This window comes from Acinetobacter sp. YH12205, assembly GCF_013418125.1.
GTDB classification, from domain to species: Bacteria; Pseudomonadota; Gammaproteobacteria; order Pseudomonadales; family Moraxellaceae; genus Acinetobacter; species Acinetobacter towneri.
Map to the genome: position 1 here is coordinate 247,343 of NZ_VPCQ01000004.1, position 23,997 is coordinate 271,339.

The 23,997-nt window shown below is 41.0% G+C and carries 27 protein-coding genes; 16 read left to right on the forward strand and 11 right to left on the reverse strand.

The genetic code is table 11. The features are described 5' to 3' along the window. Positions 1-28 precede the first annotated feature (28 nt). The 5 genes from FTU92_RS07285 to rubA all read right to left on the reverse strand — a co-directional run bounded on the left by FTU92_RS07285 (position 29) and on the right by rubA (position 4,357). A complete protein-coding gene (locus FTU92_RS07285) occupies positions 29-664 on the reverse strand; it encodes a LuxR C-terminal-related transcriptional regulator (protein ID WP_180095999.1) in 636 nt (211 codons plus the stop codon). Between the two features lie 363 nt (positions 665-1,027). Beyond that, positions 1,028-1,933: a LysR family transcriptional regulator OxyR gene (gene oxyR, locus FTU92_RS07290; protein ID WP_096900971.1), complete on the reverse strand. Its 906-nt coding sequence runs from the start codon at positions 1,931-1,933 to the stop codon at positions 1,028-1,030. 13 nt (positions 1,934-1,946) lie between these two features. Further along, positions 1,947-2,885, reverse strand: a complete 939-nt coding sequence (locus tag FTU92_RS07295) for an alpha/beta fold hydrolase (RefSeq protein ID WP_131261612.1) — start codon at positions 2,883-2,885, stop codon at positions 1,947-1,949. Positions 2,886-2,941: 56 nt separating this feature from the next. Continuing rightward, complete coding sequence (locus tag FTU92_RS07300) at positions 2,942-4,120, reverse strand: FAD-dependent oxidoreductase (RefSeq protein WP_154320941.1); 1,179 nt, start codon at positions 4,118-4,120, stop codon at positions 2,942-2,944. 72 nt (positions 4,121-4,192) lie between these two features. Further along, the gene (gene rubA / locus FTU92_RS07305) at positions 4,193-4,357 is read right to left on the reverse strand and encodes a rubredoxin RubA (RefSeq protein WP_004972007.1); all 165 of its coding nucleotides are present in this window, start codon (positions 4,355-4,357) and stop codon (positions 4,193-4,195) included. 484 nt (positions 4,358-4,841) lie between these two features. Here rubA and FTU92_RS07310 point away from each other — a divergent pair, with 484 nt between their 5' ends. Then, the gene (locus tag FTU92_RS07310; RefSeq protein WP_004972003.1) at positions 4,842-5,384 is read left to right on the forward strand and encodes an adenine phosphoribosyltransferase; all 543 of its coding nucleotides are present in this window, start codon (positions 4,842-4,844) and stop codon (positions 5,382-5,384) included. Positions 5,385-5,494: 110 nt separating this feature from the next. Here FTU92_RS07310 and FTU92_RS07315 read toward each other — a convergent pair whose 3' ends face one another. Further along, entirely contained in the window at positions 5,495-6,001 is a 507-nt protein-coding gene (locus FTU92_RS07315) for a YqiA/YcfP family alpha/beta fold hydrolase (RefSeq protein WP_131261611.1), read from the reverse strand. Between the two features lie 316 nt (positions 6,002-6,317). Between FTU92_RS07315 and lysS the strand changes: the two genes are divergently transcribed. After that, positions 6,318-7,844, forward strand: coding sequence for a lysine--tRNA ligase (gene lysS / locus FTU92_RS07320; protein ID WP_096900968.1), 1,527 nt, complete (start codon positions 6,318-6,320; stop codon positions 7,842-7,844). A 73-nt stretch (positions 7,845-7,917) separates the two neighbouring features. Here the strand turns inward: lysS and FTU92_RS07325 are convergent, their stop codons facing one another. The 3 genes from FTU92_RS07325 to FTU92_RS07335 form a co-directional block, all read right to left on the reverse strand. After that, on the reverse strand, positions 7,918-8,199 hold the full coding sequence (locus FTU92_RS07325; RefSeq protein WP_004971994.1) for a HigA family addiction module antitoxin: 282 nt from the start codon (positions 8,197-8,199) through the stop codon (positions 7,918-7,920). Next, on the reverse strand, positions 8,196-8,504 hold the full coding sequence (locus tag FTU92_RS07330; protein ID WP_096900967.1) for a type II toxin-antitoxin system RelE/ParE family toxin: 309 nt from the start codon (positions 8,502-8,504) through the stop codon (positions 8,196-8,198). The genes FTU92_RS07325 and FTU92_RS07330 overlap by 4 nt, the downstream gene beginning before the upstream one ends. A 126-nt stretch (positions 8,505-8,630) precedes the next feature. After that, positions 8,631-9,161 carry a hypothetical protein gene (locus FTU92_RS07335; RefSeq protein ID WP_096900966.1) on the reverse strand — a complete coding sequence of 177 codons (531 nt, stop codon included), beginning with the start codon at positions 9,159-9,161 and terminating at the stop codon, positions 8,631-8,633. Between the two features lie 354 nt (positions 9,162-9,515). Here FTU92_RS07335 and cysD point away from each other — a divergent pair, with 354 nt between their 5' ends. Together cysD and cysN are read left to right on the forward strand one after the other, a co-directional pair. Next, positions 9,516-10,424, forward strand: coding sequence for a sulfate adenylyltransferase subunit CysD (cysD, locus tag FTU92_RS07340; protein ID WP_026438300.1), 909 nt, complete (start codon positions 9,516-9,518; stop codon positions 10,422-10,424). Between the two features lie 145 nt (positions 10,425-10,569). After that, positions 10,570-12,186 carry a sulfate adenylyltransferase subunit CysN gene (gene cysN, locus FTU92_RS07345; protein ID WP_096900965.1) on the forward strand — a complete coding sequence of 539 codons (1,617 nt, stop codon included), beginning with the start codon at positions 10,570-10,572 and terminating at the stop codon, positions 12,184-12,186. 101 nt (positions 12,187-12,287) lie between these two features. Here the strand turns inward: cysN and FTU92_RS07350 are convergent, their stop codons facing one another. Then, the gene (locus tag FTU92_RS07350; RefSeq protein ID WP_131261606.1) at positions 12,288-12,755 is read right to left on the reverse strand and encodes a GNAT family N-acetyltransferase; all 468 of its coding nucleotides are present in this window, start codon (positions 12,753-12,755) and stop codon (positions 12,288-12,290) included. 281 nt (positions 12,756-13,036) lie between these two features. Between FTU92_RS07350 and FTU92_RS07355 the strand changes: the two genes are divergently transcribed. From FTU92_RS07355 to FTU92_RS07375, 5 genes are all read left to right on the forward strand, one after another. Further along, positions 13,037-13,513 carry a hypothetical protein gene (locus tag FTU92_RS07355; protein WP_136143791.1) on the forward strand — a complete coding sequence of 159 codons (477 nt, stop codon included), beginning with the start codon at positions 13,037-13,039 and terminating at the stop codon, positions 13,511-13,513. A 157-nt stretch (positions 13,514-13,670) separates the two neighbouring features. Then, complete coding sequence (gene pnuC, locus FTU92_RS07360) at positions 13,671-14,249, forward strand: nicotinamide riboside transporter PnuC (RefSeq protein WP_180096001.1); 579 nt, start codon at positions 13,671-13,673, stop codon at positions 14,247-14,249. Positions 14,250-14,261: 12 nt separating this feature from the next. Beyond that, positions 14,262-14,546 (forward strand): hypothetical protein, encoded by a 285-nt coding sequence (locus FTU92_RS07365; RefSeq protein ID WP_096900962.1) that lies wholly within the window; start codon positions 14,262-14,264, stop codon positions 14,544-14,546. Positions 14,547-14,711: 165 nt separating this feature from the next. Next, positions 14,712-15,209, forward strand: a complete 498-nt coding sequence (locus FTU92_RS07370) for a DUF2505 family protein (protein WP_004971978.1) — start codon at positions 14,712-14,714, stop codon at positions 15,207-15,209. A gap of 258 nt (positions 15,210-15,467) precedes the next feature. Continuing rightward, positions 15,468-15,887, forward strand: coding sequence for a DsrE family protein (locus FTU92_RS07375; protein WP_004971976.1), 420 nt, complete (start codon positions 15,468-15,470; stop codon positions 15,885-15,887). 46 nt (positions 15,888-15,933) lie between these two features. On the opposite strand, the gene mobR is transcribed toward FTU92_RS07375, so the two are convergent. Continuing rightward, on the reverse strand, positions 15,934-17,622 hold the full coding sequence (gene mobR / locus FTU92_RS07380) for a phenol degradation transcriptional regulator MobR (RefSeq protein WP_179991127.1): 1,689 nt from the start codon (positions 17,620-17,622) through the stop codon (positions 15,934-15,936). A gap of 417 nt (positions 17,623-18,039) precedes the next feature. On the opposite strand from mobR, the gene FTU92_RS07385 reads away from it, so the two are divergent. From FTU92_RS07385 to catA, 7 genes are all read left to right on the forward strand, one after another. After that, positions 18,040-18,333: a phenol hydroxylase subunit gene (locus FTU92_RS07385; RefSeq protein WP_004971972.1), complete on the forward strand. Its 294-nt coding sequence runs from the start codon at positions 18,040-18,042 to the stop codon at positions 18,331-18,333. Between the two features lie 19 nt (positions 18,334-18,352). Further along, positions 18,353-19,357, forward strand: coding sequence for an aromatic/alkene monooxygenase hydroxylase subunit beta (locus tag FTU92_RS07390; protein ID WP_131261603.1), 1,005 nt, complete (start codon positions 18,353-18,355; stop codon positions 19,355-19,357). An 11-nt stretch (positions 19,358-19,368) separates the two neighbouring features. Continuing rightward, positions 19,369-19,635, forward strand: coding sequence for an MmoB/DmpM family protein (locus FTU92_RS07395; protein WP_004971969.1), 267 nt, complete (start codon positions 19,369-19,371; stop codon positions 19,633-19,635). Between the two features lie 92 nt (positions 19,636-19,727). Next, positions 19,728-21,254, forward strand: a complete 1,527-nt coding sequence (locus tag FTU92_RS07400) for an aromatic/alkene/methane monooxygenase hydroxylase/oxygenase subunit alpha (RefSeq protein ID WP_004971966.1) — start codon at positions 19,728-19,730, stop codon at positions 21,252-21,254. Between the two features lie 117 nt (positions 21,255-21,371). Continuing rightward, positions 21,372-21,734: a phenol hydroxylase subunit P4 gene (locus FTU92_RS07405; RefSeq protein ID WP_104853300.1), complete on the forward strand. Its 363-nt coding sequence runs from the start codon at positions 21,372-21,374 to the stop codon at positions 21,732-21,734. Positions 21,735-21,802: 68 nt separating this feature from the next. Further along, positions 21,803-22,864, forward strand: coding sequence for an NADH:ubiquinone reductase (Na(+)-transporting) subunit F (locus tag FTU92_RS07410; protein WP_131261602.1), 1,062 nt, complete (start codon positions 21,803-21,805; stop codon positions 22,862-22,864). A gap of 200 nt (positions 22,865-23,064) precedes the next feature. Beyond that, positions 23,065-23,985, forward strand: a complete 921-nt coding sequence (catA, locus tag FTU92_RS07415; RefSeq protein WP_004971957.1) for a catechol 1,2-dioxygenase — start codon at positions 23,065-23,067, stop codon at positions 23,983-23,985. Positions 23,986-23,997: the final 12 nt, after the last annotated feature.

A 23,997-nucleotide genomic window follows, 5' to 3' on the forward strand; every position in this document is an offset into this window, starting at 1 on the left:
TTTTGATTGATATTTATTGATCAATAATTTAAGAAAAACAGCACATCGCATCATCCGCATTCATAATTTTGCGATAAATACTTTTCACATAACCATGCACCAGTTGTTCTGAAGCATTCAGGTTGGCAGCAACTTGTTGTGAAGGTAAACCTTGTCCTGAAAGCGCCAATATTTCATGTTCAGTTTTAGAGAGTGCCAAAGAATGACCATGTGCGACAATGGATTGTTCGCAGGCTAAGATTTCATTGGCTAAGTTGACATCTAGCGGTGAGCCACCACGTAAAATAGTGCGAATCTGGTTTTGCATGCCTGTAGCAGATTGGTCGCTAAAGACATAGGCTGAAATGCCTAAATGGATGGCTTGTAGCAATTGTTTGGGCATACTGGAAGGCAGCACTGCCACAATTAAGGTGTCTTTACGGAAATGTTTGAGATTTTGAATAAAATCAATTTGAGCTTTTGACCAAGACTGTAAATTGATAAATACCAAATTAGGTAAATGTTGCTGCACCATCAACACTGCATTTGCGAGCGATGAGCTACAAAGCAAAACCTCTTTAGGGTAGCCAAAATTTTGTAAAATGTGGCTTAAATTTTTTAGTGCTTCTACCTGATCATCAATCAGCAGAACAGGTACAGGTAAAATGAGATCTCTGTGAATCATGGCAATTACTCCTGTGCTGTTCTATAAATAATTTTTATAAATAGATTGTGCGTGATATTGCTGTAACTGAATATCCTTAAATATAGTGATTTTTATATAAAAATGGTAAATATAAGTAATTGTTGCTGAATATTTTTTTTGAAATGTGTTGAAAACGTGAGTAATGTAACTCGATACCGTTCTTTCGTTCAGTGGTAAGAGTGAATTGTTGAATTTGTGATGAATCTCACATTTTAAAACTTATTCATATTTATAAGTCACTTAAATCATAGTGAACTGCAAAAACAATACGCATTTTTGAACGAAAAATAAAAAAGGAGCCATGTTGGCTCCTTAATGAAATGTTGGATCGTGTGTCTAAATTTAGACTGCGTTTTGAGTGATTTTCTGTAAAATCTGCAGCAAAACGTCAAATTCACTTTGTAATGGCGTGCTTTTACGCGTCACTAAAGCCAAAGTACGGCTTGGTGCAGCCTCAATACTTTTGATCTGTAAATCTGGATTCGATTTGATCATGGCATTATGAATTGCAATTTCAGGCAATAGGGTAAAGCCTAAATTTGCAGACACCATTTCAACCAAGGTCGGCAAAGAGCTGGCTTTTAAACGATGATCGTTTTTGCGTTCACCAATCGGGCAAGCACTTAAAGTGTGATCACGTAAGCAATGACCTTCTTCAAGCAGCATTAAACGCGATAAATCCAAATCATCTAAAGAATTGGCCTGCGCCGATTTTTGATCGCCCTTGTGATAAACCAAGAACAAATCTTCTTTAGAAATTTCAGCCACTTTCAAACCACGCGTATCGAATGGCAGGGCTAACACCACCATATCTAAATTGCCGTGTTCCAGTTTTTCGACAATTTTTTCACTTTGCGCTTCGTGTAAATGCAATTGAATTTTAGGTAGCTGCTTATGCACTTCATCTAACAGTTGCGCCAAAATAAATGGGGCAATGGTTGGAATCACGCCTAAGTGTAAATCACCTGTGAGAGGCTCACTCATTTCACGGCTTAAACGCATTAAGTCCTGTGCATCTGCTAACAGAACACGGGCGCGTGCTACGACTTGTTCACCCAATGGGGTTAAACGTACATTCTGTCGATCACGTTCTACCAGTACGCCGCCAAGCAGGCGCTCCAGTTCCATGATCCCGCCAGACAAAGTCGACTGAGTTACAAAAGAACGGCGAGCCGCTTCTGTAAAATGTAACGTTTCAGACAGTGTAACGAGGTATGACAGCTGTCTTAAAGATGGTAATGCAGCCATAGTGTCCTAATGATTATGATTTAAAGTGGTGAGCAAACAGTTCGCTAAGATGAGGAATAAAGTGTGGAGGAATATCATGCCCCATTCCTTTGATTAATTCAAACTTAGCGCCCGGAATCGCTTTCGCAACAGCCTTACCATGCCCTGGTGGGAGCAAACGATCTTGCGAACCATGTACCACAAGGGTAGGTTGCTGAATTTGTTTGTCCAGTTGTAGCAACGAGCCTGTACATAATATTGCTAAAAACTGTTGAAGTACACCCGCAGGGTAATAACTTCGCTGATATAATTTGCGTGCAGTTTGCATCGTTTCGAGTTGATTCACATAGCCAGGTGAGCCTATCACCTTAAATAGTTTTAAACTATGATCAACAATGCCATTTTCATCTTGTGATTTTGGTCTTTCTAGCAAGCTGAACAGTTGTTTCGGAAATGGTGGTGGTAAAAAAGGCTGGTTATTACTGGTAAATAATAAGCCTAAATTATTCACGCGATCTGCATATTTGGCTGCCAAAATTTGTGCAATCATGCCGCCCATAGAAGCACCAATCACCTCGGTCTTTTCAATGCCTAAGCGCTCTAATAGCAATGCAGCATCATCCGCCATATCAAATAAGTTATAAGGCGCACCGTGGTTTTGCAGACCTAAGCTAAAACGCCCCATCATTTTATAGGTGTTCAGACGTGGACCTTTGTGGCGAATTTTGGATGACAAACCAATATCGCGGTTGTCATAGCGAATGACACGATAGCCCTGATCAATCAGTGATTTACAAAAGAAATCGGGCCAGTACAACATTTGTGCGCCTAAACCCATAATCAGCAAAATAGGTGGATCTTCAGTTTTGCCGCCCACTTCGACATGCAGCTGAATTCCGTTGCCTAAATCGACTTTGGTTTCGTGCATAAATGCCGTATAGGGCGATGTGGTGAACTGAAGTGCACTATTCATGTTGTGATCCTCATGTCAGGCAAGGGCGAAATCAATCGCCCTTTATTGTTTTTATTTTATTCCGATACAGGCAATAAGTCTGGCACTAATTTGGTCAAACTCAAGCGTTGTTTGGCCGCTGTTGTGCCTAATAGGACAAAGCCACGTAAGGTATCGGTTTGGTCATAGGCTCTGGCAATCATGCCATCGTCAAATTCTTCGGTATGCCAGTTGACATCTACCCCTAGTGGCGCAGGTAAAACGGTCAGTGGTGCAGCAGGTGTTTTCACTGCAACAGGCATGGCAGGGTAGTGTACCTGAGTAGTTTCACCATTTAAGGTTTTGGCTAAGGCACGTGCTTGCTGCATGATTGGCATCACATACGGCAATAAAATACCATTCACTTCCGCACAGTCACCTACTGCATAGATATCAGCTTGGCTGGTTTCAAGTTGCGCATTGGTTAAGACCCCACGACTGGTTTCGATGCCTGCTGTTTTAGCCAAAGCAATGTTTGGTTGTAAACCAATGGCAGACAGTACCACATCGGCAATTAAAGACTGACCACTGGTAATGGTCACTAAATAGTCGTCATTTTTAATTTTCGAAACTTTTTCAACGGTTGTACCCAATACAAAATGGATACCCGTTTCTTCTAGGTTTTGTTTAAAAGCACTGGCTACATAATCCGGCAATAAACGACCTAGTGGTTGTGGTGCAAGGTCAATCACCGTGACTTGGTGTCCTGTTTGCTGCAAGTCATTGGCAAATTCACAACCAATTAAACCTGCACCTAAAATCACCACACGTTTGTCTTGACGTTGTTCAAGCTGTTGGCGAAATGCGGTGTAATCACTTAAATTATTTACCACATGAATGTCATCACTGCCATCGCCCGCAATGGCTAAACGTACAGGATTCGCACCCACTGCCAAAACCAATTTAGAATAAGGTTGTTGGCTGCTTACACCCTCTTTTTCTAATTCAAGTACATGCGCTTCTGCATCAATTGCTTTAACCCAAGTGTGGGTTTCAATACGCATATTGAGTTGGCTTGCCATTTTAGCTGCATCGCCCAATGCAATTTGAGCAGGGGCTTTATTGCCCGCCAATGCGTTAGATAAAGTTGGTTTGGCATAATTGGCAGCATCATCTGCACAAATCATGACTAACTCTTGTTCTGCATTTAGCTTACGAAACTCGCGTGCAACAGTATAACCTGCCATGCCTGAACCAATAATAACGATAGGATGCATAAGGTGAACTCCAAATGAGGGCATAGAAATTGGCGTTAAAAAAAGACCATCGGACATGGTCTTTTCGTGGTCTTAAACTTCAATCATTTCAAAATCAGCTTTTGAAACGCCGCAGTCTGGGCAAGTCCAGTCATCAGGAATATCTTCCCATAATGTACCTGCCACAATACCATCTTGAGGCCAGCCTTCTGCTTCGTCATAAATCCATCCACAAACGATGCATTGATACTTTTTCATTCAATTCTCCATAAACCGATCTTTAAATTTCCAGATCAGCAAAAAACTTATCTACGACTAGTTGTATGATATATCTATTTGATTAAATTTTTACGCAGTTATACGGCTAAAGTAAAGTAAATAAGCGATTTTAATCTGTGCTTTTATAGAATGAATAGCTGCATGGGACATAACCGCGCAGAAAAGACCTCTTTTGATATAGATACGGCATTGTAATGAGAGAATGGCTGCAGGAAAAATCACGTTTTTATGCGTTTAAATGCCATTTAAGACCTTGGTCGTACAGTAAAAGTCTTATATTTTTGCTATTTTATTATGGAATAAATATATATTAATATTTTTAAGTATATTAAAGTTTATAAAAATCAAAACCTTGTAGTGTTTTAATGCGTGATTGATGGCAGTCTTGCCGATTCGATCACTAGCCTTATGTGAAAATAAACGGTAAAATTCAACCATTCTTTAGTCACATTTCTGATCTTCCATGAGCAATTTGTCTACTTTTTTGTGGTCGCATATTCGTACAGTTCCTCATTTTCCAAAACCAGGCGTAGATTTTTATGATTTAACGCCTTTGTTTATGAATAATTTGGATTCATTAACAGATGCTTTAATTGCCAGTATTCCTGCAGAAAAATTAGCTGAAGTTGAAAGCTTTATTGCAGTAGAAGCACGTGGTTTTGTATTGGCGAGCCTTTTGGCACAGCGTACAGGCAAAGGTTTGGTACTTGTGCGTAAAGCAGGTAAATTGCCACCACCAGTTGTGGGTGTGGGTTATAGCTTAGAATACGGTTTAGACCGTTTAGAAATGGCTGCCGATGTGCAAGCGCAAAAAGTCATTATTGTAGATGATGTATTGGCGACAGGTGGCACTTTAAAAGCAGTGAAACAATTGGCTGAAAAATGTAATCATCAAGTTTTAGGTGCAAGCATTTTCCTAGACTTACCAGATTTACACAAAAATTTAGGTTTAGATATTTGGTCCGTATTGGACAATAAATCTAAACCAGAACAAGCAGTGGCTTAATCCTTTTAAGTTATTGTAACTGCTGTAAAAAAGCCTGATCTCCATAGTTGTGATCAGGCTTTTTTAATGGGTGATGTTTAATTGATTGTTTTTAATGGATAGCTTTGACTTTATTTGGCAAGATAAGCTTGTTCGATTTGCTGAATACAAGAATTAATATTTTCTGGATGCAATAAGCGATGATGCCCAGACTCAAAAGTAGAGGTCTGCATATAGTTTTCTAAAAATGCTTGCGCGGCATGCATATCCAAAATTTCATCGCCCAATTCTAAATAAGCCAATTGTGGAATATCGTGCTGCAAGTCATCATCTGAAATTGCAGGATAGTCATTGCGAAACGTGGGAGCTAAACTTGGATTTGCCACCACACACGGAATATGGTGCGACAAAGACATTTTGAGTGCCCAATAGCCGCCTAGACTATGTCCCACCAAAATTTCAGGCTTAATTTTTTGAATGATATTGTGATAAAAATCGGCAACAGTTTGATAATTTAAGTTGCGATAATCGACATTGATACAAAATTTTTGTTTTGCATCTATGGTATGGAATTTAGTCGACTCCCGCGAGGAATCTAATCCATGTAAAAACAAGACTTTTAAAGCACATGTATTCATTGCCAGATTCACAAAGTTAAACATCTTGAGTCAAACTGAGCCTAAAGATAAAGTGGATAGAAAATAAAATATTTAGACTGATACATCAGCAGGTTTAAAAACAGCAAAATACGGTCTTTTTCATCTATTTTCTGAACAATATTGTAGTGCGCTTAGCCTGAGAAAGAAGTTAGCTTTTGGTCTAAGTCTACAAAAAATCACAAAAGCAAGTGGCAATTTAAAAAATAAATTGCTCGAGTCAGAGAAGGCATACGAAATCGTGTCTAAATCTGCTATTCTATTGAACTTCTTTTTTTAGTAATTATTCGAGGCAGAGATGACGCAACATAACGCTCAATCGACTTCTGAACCCACTATTTCCGAAAACGATTTAATTGCGCAGCGTCATGCCAAGTTAAAGCAAATTCAAGAACAAGCGCAGGCGAAGGGAACTAGCCCTTGGCCAAATACGTTTAAGCGTGAAAACTACGCAGAAGATTTGCAGGCACAATTCGCAGAAGTTTCTAAAGAAGAAATTGAAGCAGGCGAAAAAGTGTATGTGTCTGTAGCAGGTCGTGTGATGTTGAACCGCGGTTCATTCATCGTAATTCAAGACATGACAGGTCGTATTCAGTTGTATGTGGCGCGTAAAGAACTTAGTGCTGAAACATTAGAGACGATCAAGAGCCTAGATTTGGGCGATATTATCGCAGTGAAAGGCTATATTGGTCGTTCAGGCAAAGGCGATTTATATGTTCATATTCAACATTTTGAATTGTTGACCAAATCTTTACGTCCATTACCAGACAAATATCATGGTTTAAGCGATACCGAAGCGAAATATCGTAAGCGTTATTTAGACTTAATCGTAAATGAAGACACCCGTAAAACCTTTGAAATTCGTGCCAAAGTGGTTTCGGGTATTCGTGCATTTTTAACTGAACAGCGTTTTATGGAAGTTGAAACGCCAATGATGCATGTGATTCCTGGCGGTGCATCGGCACGTCCATTTGAAACGCATCATAATGCTTTAGATATGCCGTTATTCTTGCGTATTGCGCCTGAATTATATTTAAAGCGTTTAGTGGTTGGCGGTTTTGAACGTGTGTTTGAAATTAACCGTAACTTCCGTAATGAAGGGGTGTCTACACGTCATAACCCTGAATTTACCATGATCGAATTCTACCAAGCTTATGCCGACTATAAAGATTTGATGGCATTGACTGAGCAAATGCTAGAAAAACTGGCTTTGGATATTTTGGGTACTACCGATGTGCCGTATGGCGATGAAGTGTATAGCTTCAAAGGCCCATTCAAGAAAATTTCTATGTTTGATGCCATTCTTGAGCATAATCCACAATTCACGCCAGAAAATGTTAATGACCGTGATTTCTTGGCTAAATTTGTGCAGGAAGAATTGAAAGAACAGGTGAAGCCTGGTTTTGGTTTGGGCAAATTACAAACGATTGTGTTTGAAGAAACCGTAGAAACTCAATTACGTCAGCCGACTTTCATTACAGAATATCCTGCAGAAACGTCGCCTTTGGCACGTCGTAATGACGATAACCCACACATTACTGACCGTTTTGAGTTCTTTATTGGTGGTCGTGAATTGGCGAATGGTTTCTCAGAATTAAATGACCCGATTGACCAAGCTGAGCGTTTCCAAGCACAGGTTGCAGAAAAAGACGCAGGCGATGATGAAGCGATGCATTACGATGCAGACTTTGTTGAAGCTTTGGAATACGGCTTACCACCAACTGCAGGTGAGGGCATCGGGATTGACCGTTTGGTAATGTTGTTTGCCAACGCTGCGAGTATCCGTGATGTGATTTTATTCCCACACATGCGTCATAAAAACTAAGTTTTAGCGCATCGTTGACGACATAAAAAACAACCTGCAGAAATGCAGGTTGTTTTTTTGTTGTAACTTAAAGTTAAACACTTGCCACCAATTTTTTGATCATAGGTCGCTGGCGTTGACTGGCAAGCCATAAATCATGCTGCATTTGTAAATTCAACCAAAACTCTGGTGAGGTTTCTAAGGCTTCACTCAAACGAATCGCCATATCTGCAGAAATTCCAGTATGACCATTCAAAATGCGAGATAGGTTTGCACGTGTCACTCCAAGTGCTTGAGCCACTTCAGTCACAGAAGTTTCACCAATATATTCGCGCAACATTTCGCCCGGATGAGGTGCATTAAACATCATATTCATCTTTGTACTCCTGCGCTAGAAGCTATGTGATAATCCAAATAATCTACAATGTAGACATCACCATCTTCAAATTTAAAAATTACACGCCAATTACCATTTACTGTTAGTGACCATTGATCTTGTAGATTTCCACTCAATTTATGTAAACGCCAATTGGGTGGAGTTCGCAAATCATTCACCGTAGATGCAGCATGTAGTGCTGCAAGTATTAAACGTAATTTTGTAGAATGCGCTGCTTGAATACCTGCTGTTGAACCAGTTTGGAAAAAAGCCTGAAGACCTTTATGTTTAAAACTCTTAATCAAGCCTTAGTATCCAAGTGTATTGTGTATGTGTACAGTATACGATAATTTCGAGTTTAATCAATCAACCAGTTTTGGCGGGGTTTAAGTGCATCTTGCGTAATCCGCAGAAACTTAAAGTGATGATGCTTATAACAACGCCGTTTGAATCCGTACTTTCATCTCTAAAGCTTGCTGCAAAATATGCGCTTTCATCCAAGTTACTTGTGTACCCATGGGGTTGGTTTTAATAGCAGTGTTTAAGAAATCCAGTTTTTCTTGCGAAAATAATTGCGTTTCAATCGCTTGATGCAGTTCTGCCGTGGTTGCATTTAAAGGCACATCTACCAAATAAAAACCTTTAGGATAATTATAAAATGCATACATTAAGTTAAAGGCTTTTTGTTCGGCCTTTAAATTGCCCGCACCAATTTCATAGCTGCGGTCTTGATTGCTATGCGTCACGCCTATTAAAAAGGAGAGTTGTTGATCACGGCAACGCAAACCAAATTGCAGCCCAATCTGATCTGCACTGAGTTCATGTTGCACAAAAACATTCAGCATTGAAGCATCATCGTTTAAAGGCTCTTGTAGGACGAGTAGCTCAGGGCTGTGCTGATACAAAAAACCAGCCAGCTGCGCCTGTTCAAGTTTGGATTTGATCTGTTCAATCTGTGGCATGGGAGCATCTTAAAAATAAAAAAATATGTTTTTACTTTAAGCATTTTTTGTTCATGCTTGAAGCACTGAATTAGATGAATAATCTATGAAGTTATTCAAAAATGAGCAGCTTGTAAGCGCGATTTGTATGTATCAAACGTAGCGAGAATGACGTTAAATTTCAATATATGATGGAATAAACTATTGATTAAATAAAACTTATACTGCTTATTGGTTTTCTTTTATATGAGCTTTTTGCATATAAATATAATAAAACAAGCAATAGTCTGCATAACTAAGTCACTATAATGAAAATCAAATTCTATCTGTGTTATTCGTACACAAGTTTAAGTACATCTGGTGTGATCAATGTCAATAAATCAGGAAAGACTTACTCATCTTAAACAGCTTGAAGCTGAGAGTATTCATATTATCCGTGAAGTTGCAGCCGAGTTTGAAAATCCAGTCATGTTGTATTCGATTGGTAAAGATTCAGCGGTAATGTTGCATTTGGCTTTAAAAGCATTCTATCCAGCGAAACTGCCATTTCCACTGTTACATGTGGATACAGGCTGGAAATTCAAAGACATGATCACTTTCCGTGACAACATGGCAAAACAGCACGGTTTTGACTTGATTGTTCATCAAAATAAAGAAGGGGTAGATGCCAACATTAACCCATTCGATCATGGCAGTTCTAAATATACCGACATCATGAAAACCCAAGGCTTAAAACAAGCTTTAGATAAATACGGTTTTGATGCGGCATTTGGTGGCGCGCGTCGTGATGAGGAAAAATCACGTGCCAAAGAACGTGTTTATTCTTTCCGTGATGCAAAACATCGTTGGGACCCGAAAAATCAGCGTCCTGAATTGTGGAATTTGTATAATGGCAAGGTCAATAAAGGCGAAAGTATTCGTGTGTTCCCATTGTCTAACTGGACTGAATTGGATATTTGGCAATACATTTACCTCGAAAGTATTCCATTAGTACCGTTGTATTTGGCTGCAGAACGTCCTGTCGTTGAGCGTAGCGGCACTTTAATTATGGTCGATGACGAACGCATGCCGTTGCTAGAAGGTGAAGTTCCACAAATGAAATCGGTACGCTTCCGTACTTTAGGTTGTTATCCACTTACGGGTGCAGTCGAATCAGAAGCGAATACCTTGCCTGAAATTATTCAGGAAATGCTATTGGCAACCAGTTCAGAGCGTCAGGGTCGTATGATTGACCACGATGAAGCTGGCTCGATGGAAAAGAAAAAGCAAGAAGGTTACTTCTAATCTCTCCTGAAAAATCTCCCCAAACCCCTCTTTATAAAAGAGGGACTTATAAAAAGCGGAGCAAAGCCTCCCTTTATAAAAGGGAGATTTAGAGGGATTAAAGATTAAAAAACCGATTTCTAAAAAATATGTGGAGCTTTGAGCAATGTCTCATCAATCGAATTTAATTAGCCAAGATATTTTGGCGTATTTAAAACAGCACGAAAACAAAGATCTGCTGCGCTTTTTAACTTGCGGTAACGTAGACGATGGTAAATCGACATTAATTGGTCGTTTGTTGTATGACTCAAAATTGATTTATGAAGATCAATTACAAGCCGTGACTCGTGACTCGAAAAAAGTCGGCACTACGGGCGATGCACCTGATTTAGCTTTATTGGTCGATGGTTTGCAAGCCGAGCGTGAGCAGGGCATTACCATTGATGTGGCTTATCGTTATTTTTCTACTGAAAAGCGTAAGTTCATCATTGCCGATACACCTGGGCATGAGCAATATACACGTAACATGGCAACAGGTGCATCGACTTGTGACTTGGCGATTATTTTGATTGATGCGCGTTATGGCGTACAAACTCAGACCCGTCGTCATACTTTTATTTCTAGTTTATTGGGCATTAACAATATTGTGGTTGCCATCAATAAAATGGATTTGGTGGATTATTCAGAAGCACGATTTAACGAAATTCAGACGGAATATGCGAACTTTGTGAATCAACTGGGTGATCGTAAACCATCGAATATTATTTTCACGCCAATTTCTGCCTTAAATGGCGATAACGTGGTGAACAAGTCTGAGCATACCCCTTGGTACACAGGCGATACTTTAATGGGAACATTGGAGTCGGTAGAAATTAACCGTAACTCGGCTCAAAATGATTTCCGTTTCCCTGTGCAGTATGTCAACCGTCCAAACCTTGACTTCCGTGGTTTCTGCGGCACGATTGCTTTGGGCGATATTCATGTGGGTGACCGCATTGTGGCATTGCCATCGGGTAAAAGCTCGACAGTAAAAGAGATTGTGACTTTTGATGGCAATCTTGAACATGCAATTGCAGGTCAAGCAGTTACCCTAACACTGAACGATGAAATTGATATTTCACGTGGTAATGTGTTGGTGCGTGAAGATCAAGTGCGTCCTGAAATTTCACGTGCTGTAAATGCCACTGTGGTGTGGATGGCTGATCAGCCACTATCTATTGGCAAGCTGTATAACTTAAAAGTGGGTACACAAACTGTGCCTGCAAAAGTCACAGCCATTCATTACCGTACCAATGTGAATACTTTGGAACAGGTGCAGGTTGAACAGCTTGAACTGAATGCAATTGCCAATGTCACCATCGAATTTGATGCGCCTGTGGTATTTGACCGTTATCAAGACAGTCGTTATACGGGTTCGTTTATTTTCATTGATCGTTTAAATAACGTGACCATTGGCGCAGGTATGGTTGAAGCTTGCGTAGAATGGACTGCACACAGTACACCTGTAACAGCCGAAGACCGTGCTGCACGTTTGGGTCAAAAACCTGCAGCGGTATGTGTACCAAGCCAAGCACTTGAACAGGCACAAGCACTTGAAAGCTTGCTGATTCAGCAGGGTATTGTTGCCATTGCCAAAGCAGGTTTAGATGCTGCGCAGGTTGCATTACTCCGCGAAACGGGCATTGTGGTCATTAGTGATGTAAACAGTGGTGCAGATGCAGAGTTGACTGCGACAGCTACAGAAGAACTGGCAGAAAAAATTATTGCCCTAGTTCGCTTATGAAATTAGATTCGTTTATAAAATCGAATCCACATCCCCAAAAAACCGCTTTCACCTGAAAGCGGTTTTTTTATGTGCGTTCACTATATTGGAAAGTTTGTTTTTTAAGTGTGCTCTAAGGGTTCGCCATTGAGATGTTTGAGCATGGGTGTGAAGTGCCCATAGCTAATTTTTTGAGGTTGTATTTCAAAGCCATTTTTTTCATAAAAACTTAAAGCAGTCTGTGTGCTAAATACACTCATGTGCGATACATTTTTGCGCTTTAAATCGCTTATTGCTTCAAATAACAAGGCTTGACCAATACCGCGTTGTTGTACTTCGGGGGCAATGGCATGTTGTAAAATTTGCCCGCGATCACTCATCATAATAAAGCCAACCACCACATGCTGTAAGACATAGACCCAACAATTGTTGTAATGCAGCAGCATTAAAATATTTTCATAGCTTTTATTTTCTAGCCATGCCTGAATTTTGGCTTCATTGCGTTGATGATCTTGAATACAAGAGCGAATACTGGCGTGTAATACCGCAACCAAATTGGCGACATCTTGAATTTGTGCAGCTCTAATCATCTAGGCTTAGGGTGATAGATAAAAACAAGGCTCTATTGGAAGCGAAAAGTGTTTAAAGAAATAGCAGAAAATTGTTGTGTTTTACTGCGTTATACTGCAGCACAAGTCCTATTTTTAAGGCAATCGGTATCATTGTGTAATTGAGCATTGCACTTTTTAGCGATGCATGGATGGAATCATCTGTTAAAGCATAAGCGTTGAAGCGTGCAGCAGCGAATAGACGCTAAGCCCTGAAATGGTTATACTTTATTGAAACGCCTGAAATAAGAGCGAAGACCAAGATGGCAAAACTATTGTTATGGATTTTGTTGTTGATTGCCGTATATGCAGTCTGGAAAGTCTGGTTCAAAATAAAAATTAATCGTACTTTTCAGCAAAGCTGTCAAGATATTGCCAATATTGTCCAAGACCCGATTATCCACAAAGCACCGCGCCCTGTAGAAGAGGTGGTGGAAGAAGTTGCCGAATACGAACAGCAATTATTTGATGATATCGCAGAAATATTTTTAAGCTTAAAAGTATCTAGTCGTGACCCTGAAGATGCCGAAACTATTCAACAAGAAGTGCTGAATAAAATGCCTGCCAAAGCACATACGCAAATTCGTCAGTTAGACTTGGGGGAGTGGTCAATTTACTGGAGTTTTTACGAGCAATCCCTTGAATATTTTGTCGGCAAATACGGAGTTTTTATTACCCATGTAGACCGCTTTGGGCAAGAGCATAAATACAATAATTCAGAGCAGTTTCAAACAGATTGATTTTCATGCCTGATTTTCTGTTTATGATTTTACAGAGGTTTCTTGAAAATTAATTGCAGCATCTTCTTGTCAGTTAAGTGTTTGGTTAAATGTTGAGTTTTGCGCTATTTTCCCGAAAAGAGGTATCATGCCTTTTTCTTTTACATAGGCAGCATCAATGTCAGTTTTAGAAATCATTGCTGTGTTGATTAGTGTTTTAGGCGTGACCTTAACCATTAAGCGACATATAGCTTGCTGGGTGGTGAATTTTATTGCCTGTTTGCTGTATGCCTATTTGTTCTTTGAATATCAATTGTATGGCGAAACGGTATTACAAACCCTATTTATGGGCATGGCTGTTTATGGTTTTTTCCAGTGGAAAACTGCACAGCAGCAAAAACAACATATCATCGTTCAAAGCTTGCCACTCTCTAAAATGTGGCTGCAAATTGCACTGAGTAGCATACTGGGTTTACTGTTTGGGCTAAGTTTAAAGTGGTGGACGCAGGCTTCACTGCCTTTATTGGATGCACAACTGGCAGCTATGAGTCTATTGGCAACCTACTGGACCAGTCGTAAATACTTGGCTACATGGGTGTTATGGATTGTGGTCGATCTGGTGTATATCGGCATGTTTATTTACAAAGAGTTGCTGTTAACGGCTGTGTTATATGCAGGTTTTGTGGTTCTTGCTTATTTGGGCTGGCGTGAATGGCATAAAATCCGACAACAACATGCGGCACATTCTGCGGTGTGATGGCGTGTAGCGATGAGCAATTTAATTGATTTTAAACAGGCGCAGCTTAAACAATTTGATTTATTGGCATTGGATATTTTAGCGTATCCTGAGCGTTATTTACAGTTTGATTCGATTGCAGATTTTTACCAAGCCCAGTGGTTAGATGATTTCCCCAAAGGGACGACATGGTGTTCCACAGGACTAGATGATGGCGCAGAACATTTTTATGCCAAAATTGAATTTTATGGGCATTATTTAACTATTTATAGCCATGAAACCTATGCCGCTGAATTTGGCATCATTCACACAGAATAGACAAAATAGAGTCAATGACAGCAGGCGGAAAAAACACTTTAATAGCCTGAAAATAAAGTTGTATTTAGGATATAAAACAACTTATACCCGTTGAGCATCAGCCAAATTATATTGCACGATGATGCTAGACCTACTCCATCAATAAACAAAATAAAAGGAACTCAAATGGCTCATCAATTTACTGTAAACGCCACCATTCATGGCGTTTCAATTGACGAATTTAAGCGTTTAGTGGCAGATGTTGCTTTGCATGAAGCAGTCTGCAAGCGTATTCCTGGTGAAAATTTGGAAATTTTAGAATCTAAAAAGAACGGTGATATTTACACTTTACGCCGTGCTTATAATTTAGATGTGAATATTCCAGATATGGCTAAAAAATTATTAAAAGATGCATTTCGTTTAAAACGCAATGATGTGACCCATTTAACGGCGCTTACTTCTACCGTGGAGCTTGGTGCAAACTTGCCTTTAGAAGCTAAAGGCGAGCGTAGTGTGACAGGCAACCATGAAAAAATTGATATTCAATTAAACTGGACAATTAAGGTTAAAGTGCCATTGATTGGCGGCATGTTGGAAAAACATGCAGAAGGGGAAATCCGTCGTTTCAGTGAGTTGGAAATTGGTATTGTAGAAGATGAACTCAAGAAAAATTTAGCGGCTTAACCCTTCATTTCTACTAGAAAAGATTGCTCTTAAATACATGCTTGGCGCTGCCGTTTTCGGTGGCGCTTTGTTTTTTGGACGTATTGAATTGTGATTGTTGATGCTGGGGTCATTTTACAGTGATCAATTTTTGATTTTTGAAAAAGTTTAGTGCTTGGCTTTATTGCATACAGACTATCGTCTTAATTTATTATTTAAATATAGTATATTTATTATGCTAATATTTTGACCAGATTTAAATTGAGTGTGAGTTCTGCCATGAAATTGATTCAGTTGTTATGTTTATCGGTTTTGCTGACCTTTGCCAGTCTATCTCCAGCAATGGCAGAGAGCAAAAAAGATCCACTTTTTGTCTTGCTTACCAGCAGTGATGCGCACCGCACCAAAATGGCAATTGGCATGAGCAATAACCAATTTGGCAAAGGTCATCCACTGACGATTTATTTGGTCGATCAAGGCGTAATGTTGGCATCTAACCGCTTTGAACATAAATATGCAGAGCATCAGAACATGCTGAAAAGTATTATCGCCAAAGGTGGTGATGTGTATATCTGCAAAATGTGTATGGAGCAGTACGGTGTTGTTGAAGGTGACTTAATGAAAGGTCTGAAATATGCCAATCCAGATGCTATGGGTGAAGCAATTTTCCGTCCAGGCACTCAGACACTGAGCTGGTAATTCGGCTGCTTGAAATGCAAAAGCCTTGTTGAAAAACAGGGCTTTTTTATTGCGGAATTTCTAGCGCATGGCGTATTTTTTTTAAACGATAATCCAGTGCAGCGCGGGAAATTCCCAATAAGCGTGCCGCTTCAGATACATTGTGTTTGGCTTTTTGCATCGCGGTGATAATCAGTTGTTGCTCATGCTGTTCTAAATCAAAACCTTCGGTTAAAAGCGTGTCTAAATCTACGCTGTCTTGCTCATCTACAGTATGGTCGCTGTGCATTTGCGGAAACAGGGCATTCAGTTTAATCAGTTGTTGATCTTCCGTCAGTAGTACCGCACGTTCGAGCAGGTTTTCCAGTTCACGAATATTGCCAGGCCACGCATAGCTTTGCATAAAGTTAGTGGCTTTTTCACTGACGCCTTGAATTTGTTTGTCATACATTTTTTCAAAGCGTTTTAAGAAATGTGCAACCAATAATGGTAAATCTTCACGGCGTTCACGCAGCGGTGGAATCTGCACAGGAAAAATGTTTAAACGGTAATATAAATCGGCACGGAAACGACCTGCTTTAACCGCTTGTTCTAAATCTTCATTGGTTGCAGCAATCACGCGAACATCAATATGACGGGTTTGCGAATCTCCAACGCGTTCCACTTCACCTTCTTGTAGCACACGCAGCAAAGCCGCTTGAGCGCGTGGCGAAAGTTCAATCACTTCATCTAAAAAAATAGTACCGCCATGGGCGCGTTCAAATTTACCTAAGCGTGATTGATGTGCACCTGTAAATGCACCTTTTTCAACACCAAACAGTTCAGATTCAATCAGTTCAGGTGGAATTGCCGCGCAGTTGACCGCAACAAAAGCATGTTCTTTACGCTGACTCAGTTCATGCACACCACGGGCAAAGGCTTCTTTTCCGACCCCTGTTTCACCTTGCAGCAAAATCGACACTTTGGCACCTGCGGCTTTTTTGAGTAAGTCACACACCCGCTGATAAGCCGCCGATTGTCCGACTGAGCTGAACATGCTGTAGTCATTTTTACTGGTGGCATAAATCGACTTTTTCAGTTCATACAATTCGGCTTGCAGTGCAATGAGTTCCTGTTCCATCGGTTCAGGCGACATGAACTGAATCAGCTCATCGGCATTTTCCCATTCACTGAGTTGTTTACCAATAATACGGCAATGCTCACGCCCGCAGGCTTTACATTCCACTTCCTGATAAATAATGGTCATGCCTGTGGCAAAACTGCTGTAACCGCAAGCATAGCCCAGCAGCATCCAGCAGGAAGGTTCGTGACTCAGTCCAAATTGCTCAACATGCACATCGGCTTCAAAAGAGTTATGCCAGTTTAAGTCTGCATAAAACTGTTTTTTCTTTTGATTTAAAATCAATTGATTGGCAGAAACTTGCACCATGCCACGAATACCGTGCATTTGCGGCCCTGCCATAAAAGCCTGTTCTTCATTTAAACCTGGGCGCATTTTAGTAGTGACTTCTGCATCTTTCAGACCTGCCTGATAGCCCAAACGAATAAAAAAGCGTTTGGTGCGTTCCATTCCAATCATATTGGCAAGGTCTTTACGCAAATAGCCCATGATGCTGGTATGCATCAGCAACATGCGATATTCATCAAACCAGATTTGTCCACGCTCAGTGTCAAAATGTAGTTTGGAAAGCAGGTCGTGAATTTCCTGAGGATGACCTGCATATTTGCCGCTGCTGTCGTATTTTACTCGTACCATGCGCCGTGTTTAATCCATTAAATTCGAGGCTGTTTAGCCATCTTATGCAAATTCGTGAAAATTCAATAATACCTAAACAGCATCATGCCAAACCTTAAAGGTATTTAGTTGTATCTATATGTTTTTGTTGTTTTTATTCCGTCTTTGTCATAAGCGAATTGCATAAAGCCCAAGGGTAAATTTTTGTATCTGTACGGGCTGTATTTCATCAAATCATGAAATCTTAAATTTTTTAAACATCAAAATTCATCAAATCATGAAATCCAAATTCTTATAAAAACACTCAGATTTTTTAAGTTGCTGTTTTTCAATGTTTTTATAAAGTTGGCACGCTTGTTGTAATAGTAAAAGTAAGCAACAGATGCATGAAGCAACTGAAGCAAGTTCTGAATGAATCAGATCTTGTAGGAGAACAATATGAAGGATGCAACAGGCGCATTGCCCTTAACCAAATATATTCGGGTAACGGGCGATATTAATGCCGCATTTGTCGAGTTCGACTTTGCCATTCACGATCCCACTTTATATGTGGAGTTGGTGTTACCGCAGCAAGCATTCCGCGAGTTCTGCGCAACCAATCAAGTGGTGGAAATGAGCGAACAACAGCAAGCCGTGAATGATGCTGAAGAAGACAAATGGCGTTACGGCATTGAACACGACACTTTAGTCGGTGCACAGCGATACAACATTGATCATGAAGATCAACACTGAATGCTTAAGGAGATAAGCGATGACTTTAGAAATTAAAACAGCGGGTATTGAGCCAATTCGTCAAAACTATGCCTATATTGAGCGCCGTTTTGGCAACAAGCCAGCCACCCGTTATCAGGAAGTCAGTTTTGATATTCAGGCGGAAACCAACTTTCACTATCGTCCGCTGTGGAAACCTGAAAAAACCTTAAATGATAAAACCCATACTGCAATTGAAATGCAGGATTGGTACGCATTTAAAGACCCGCGTCAGTTTTATTACGGAACTTATGTGCAGCATCGTGCGCGTTTGCAGGACATTGCCGAAAGTAACTTTAGCTTTTTTGAAAAGCGTCAGTTGGCAGAGCATATTTCTGAAGATGTCAAAGCCAAAGTGATTGCCTTGTTTTTGCCGTTTCGTCATATCGAACAGACTGCCAATTTACACATGATGTCGGGCAGTGCTTATGGTTATGGCACGGTGCTGACCCAAGCCTGTATTTATGCTGCGATGGATCGTTTAGGGATGGCGCAGTACATCTCACGGGTTGGTTTGGCACTCGATGGCAACACGGGCGAATCTTTAATTCCAGCCAAACAAGCATGGATGCAGGATGAAGCATGGCAAGGACTGCGCAAGTTGTGTGAAACCAGTTTGATCGAGCAGGACTATTTCAAACTGTTTTTATTACAAAACTTGGTGATTGACAGCTTTATGAGCGAATTGGTTTACACCCAATTTGATCAATGGTTGGCACAGCATCAAGCACGTGACTTGGCGATGCTGATGGAATTTATGCAGGAAGCCATGGCAGATTTACGCAAATGGTCAGACAGCGTATTTAAAACCGCAGCTGCAGAATCTGCACATAACAAACAATTGTTGAGCCAGTGGTTAGCCGAATATTTACCTGAAGTGAAAGCGGCATTTTCAGCGTGGGCAGCTGAGGCGTTGTCTGCAGATGCAGTCGACATTGCAGAACAAAAACTGCTGGAACGCAGTAAAAAAATTGGCATCGAACTCGAACAAATTTTGCAGGCTTAAGGAGAAGCAGCATGTCTAAGGTTTATCTCGCATTACAGGACAATGACACGTCGCGCTACATCATTGAAGCGATTGAAGAAGACAACCCAGATGCCACGATTCAATATCTGCCAGCCATGATTCGGGTAGAAAGCGAAACAGGTCTGATTGTTAAAGCAGAAACGGTATCTGAAAAACTTGGACAAGATTGGGATATTCAGTCTTTACAACTCAACATGATTACGTTGGGCGGCAACGTCGAAGAAGATGATGACAGTTTCCGTTTGCACTGGAACTAGGAATAAGGATGTGCACTGAGCCAATTTGAGTACAGTGCCGCCAGAACATATTGCTGCATAGATTGCCGCTAAAAAATTTAAGGATGATGAGCATGAATTCACAAGTTAAAACCCCAGCAAAAAAACTGAATGCCAAAGACCGTTATCGCGCACTTACTCGTGACTTGGATTGGGACTTTTCTTATGCAGACCGCAAAGAAGCCTTTCCATACGAAGAATTTGAAGGCATTAAAATTACAGACTGGTCTAAATGGGAAGATCCATTCCGTTTAACCATGGATGCTTACTGGAAGTATCAGGCAGAAAAAGAGAAAAAACTTTACGCCATTTTTGATGCTTTTGCACAAAACAACGGTCAAATGAACGTGACCAATGAGCGTTATTTGAATGCCATCAAACTGTTTTTAACTGCGGTAACTCCGCTTGAATATCAGGCATTCCAAGGTTATGCACATGTAGGGCGTCAGTTCAGTGGTGTAGGTGCACGTATCGCATCACAAATGCAGTCGATTGATGAATTACGTCACGTGCAGACGCAAATTCATGCCATGAGCCATTACAACAAATTCTTTGATGGTTTTCAGGATTGGTCGCACATGCATGACCGCGTTTGGTACTTGTCTGTACCAAAATCTTTCTTTGAAGATGCGCGTTCAGCAGGGCCGTTTGAGTTCTTGTTAGCCATTAGCTTTGCCTTTGAATATGTATTGACCAACTTGTTGTTCGTACCGTTCATGTCAGGTGCAGCACACAATGGCGATATGGCAACGGTCACCTTTGGTTTTAGTGCACAGTCCGATGAAGCACGTCACATGACTTTAGGTCTAGAAATCGTGAAATTCTTGTTAGAACAACACGAAGATAACGTGCCAATCGTACAGGAATGGATTGATAAGTGGTTCTGGCGTGGGACTCGTCTGTTATCTATAGTTGGCATGATGATGGACTACATGCTGCCAAACAAAGTGATGTCGTGGAAAGAAGCGTGGGAAACCTACTTTGAAGAAGCGGGCGGTGCGTTATTTAAAGACTTGAGCCGTTACGGTATTCGTATGCCGAAATATTCAGAAGTAATTACCAAAGAAAAAGAACACGTGTCGCATCAAGCGTGGTGGATTTTCTATAACTTCGGTCATGCAGCAGGTTTCCATACTTGGATTCCAACCGATCAGGAAATGGATTGGTTATCTGAAAAATATCCAGACACCTTTGACAAATACTACCGTCCAAAGTGGGAGTTAGCACGCAAGATGGAAGCAGAAGGCAAGCGTTTCTACAGCGCAGGCTTACCGCAATTGTGCCAAATTTGCCAAGTGCCAATGACTTTCACCGAAATGGATGGCGATCCGACCATGTTTACGTATCGTGAGTCTGTTTATAAAGGCGAGCGTTACCACACCTGTTCAGATGGTTGTCACGATATTTTTGAACGTGAACCTGAAAAATATGTGCAGGCATGGTTGCCAGTGAACCAAATTCTACAAGGCAACTGTGGTGGCTTAGATTTGGAAAACATGCTGCGCGAATATTATCGCTTCAATGTCGGTGCAGATAACTTGGATATTGAAGGTTCACCAGACCAGCAACGCTGGAAAAAATGGAAAGGTGATGCGGCTTAACACGCATTCACTATCTAAAGTAAATATCTAAAATTTAAGTTATTTCAAGATTCAAATTTAAAAGGATTTCGGTTTGAGTCATTTGCGGCTCAAACCACCCCAATACGGAGAATGACCATGTCAGTACGCGCTATTCGCCCAGATTACGACTTTGAACCACGCGACCTACAAAAACACTATGGCGACAACATTTTGGTGTATGTGGGTTGGGATCATCACACTTTATATTGTTCTGCACACGCCATGTTGGTTTCGCCGCAGCAAACCTTTCAGGAATTTTTGGATCAGCAAATGCAGGCGGGTTTCCATCAACATCCTGACTTTGAAAACATTAAATGGGATGAAGTGCAATTTACTTTAAACAAACAGGTAATTCAGCCACGCCCTGAACAGACCTTGGCAGAAATTGGCTTCGATCAAAAATCACTACTGCGTTTTGTGACCCCAGGACTGAATGGGTACAAGGGCGCACACGTTTAAAACAGTAAGATCACAACAAAATAAAGACAGCAAAGCACAGTCAGTAAGTACAAGACAGGAGGTCGCAGATGAGCTATCAAGTCACAATTGAGCCAATTGGCGCAACCATTGAGGTTGAAGAAGATCAAACCATTTTAGATGCCGCGTTACGTCAAGGCGTGTGGTTGCCATTTGCTTGTGGGCATGGCACTTGCGGCACTTGTAAAGTCCAAGTCACCGATGGTTATTATGATGTCGGCGAAGCGTCACCTTTCGCGCTGATGGATTTGGAACGTGAAGAACACAAAGTGTTGGCGTGCTGCTGTAAGCCTGAATCAGACATGACCATTGAAGCCGATGTTGATGAAGACCCAGATTTCTTGGGATATTTGGTTCAGGATTATCAGGCCAAAGTCCTTGAGGTGAAGGACTTATCTCCAACCATTAAAGGTGTGCGCTTGCAGTTAGACCGCCCGATGGAGTTTCAGGCAGGGCAATACATTAACGTGCAATTCCCGGGTATTGAAGGCACTCGTGCCTTCTCAATTGCCAATGCACCAAGCGAACTAGGCATTATTGAATTGCATATTCGTCATGTTGTGGGCGGCAGTGCTACGACCTATGTGCATGAGCAGCTTGCGGCAGGCGACGCACTGGAAATTTCAGGGCCATACGGACAATTCTTTGTACGTAAATCGGATGATCAGGATGCGATTTTTATTGCAGGTGGTTCAGGTTTATCTAGCCCGCAATCTATGATTTTAGACTTACTAGAGTCGGGTGATACCCGCACCATTTACCTATTCCAAGGTGCGCGTGATGTTGCGGAATTATATAACCGAGAACTGTTTGAGCAGTTAGTCAAAGACTATCCAAACTTCCGCTACATTCCTGCATTAAATGCACCTAAAGCAGAAGACCATTGGACAGGATTTACAGGCTATGTGCATGAAGCGGTTGCCGATTATTTTGAGCAGCGTTGCGGTGGACACAAAGCCTATTTATGCGGCCCACCAGTCATGATTGATGCAGCAATTTCGACCTTAATGCAAAGCCGTTTGTTTGAACGTGATATTCACACTGAACGCTTCTTGAGTGCTGCCGATGGTGCAAGTGGTCAGTCACGTTCAGCATTGTTTAAACATATTTAACACATATTTAAAAGTGGATAGGTGCTGCAATATTGTACTGAGCCTATCGAATTGCAATAGATAAAAAGTTTCCAAGGAAGTCGGTCAGTGTTGAGGCATTTAGCTCAGCACTGACACCATCATCAACACAGTAAGGCAGTGTCAAAAGCCAAAATAGCAATGCGACAACCAGCAAAGCCAAAATAGCCAAGGAGAGTTACATGGACCGTCAACAAATTGATACTTTAGTGAAGGAAATGAACGTAGACACCGCTACACGCCCTGTCGATCAGCGTGTGCAGCAAATAGTGGTGCGTTTAGTGGCAGATTTATTTCAAGCCATTGAAGATTTAGACATTCAGCCTTCAGAAGTGTGGAAAGGTCTGGAATATATTACCGATGCAGGCAAAGCCAATGAACTTGGTTTACTTGCAGCAGGTTTGGGTTTAGAACATTATCTAGATTTACGTGCCGATGAAGCCGATGCCAAAGCAGGCGTAACAGGCGGTACACCACGTACCATTGAAGGGCCACTTTATGTTGCAGGTGCGCCTGAATCAGTCGGTTTTGCGCGTATGGATGATGGTTCAGAATCAGACCATTTAGATACGTTAATTATTGAAGGTACAGTCACTGACACCAATGGCAATATCATTGAAAATGCCAAAGTCGAAGTTTGGCATGCCAACGGTTTAGGTAACTATTCATTCTTTGATAAATCTCAGTCTGACTTTAACTTACGCCGTACTATTTTCAGTGATGCCAATGGTAAATATGTGGCGCAAACGACCATGCCAGTCGGTTATGGCTGCCCACCAGACGGCACGACTCAAGCTTTATTAAACAAACTAGGTCGTCATGGCAACCGCCCATCTCACGTGCATTACTTCATTTCTGCACCAGGTTACCGCAAACTCACTACGCAATTTAACATTGAAGGTGATCAATACCTGTGGGATGACTTCGCATTTGCGACCCGTGAAGGTCTGGTTGCAACAGCGGTAGATGTGACCGATGCTGCAGAAATTCAGCGCCGTGGTTTAGACAAACCATTTAAGCACATCACCTTTAACTTTGAATTAGTCAAAGACACTGCAAATGCACCATCGACTGAAGTTGAACGTCGTCGTGCAAGTGCTTAATCCCACACCTTA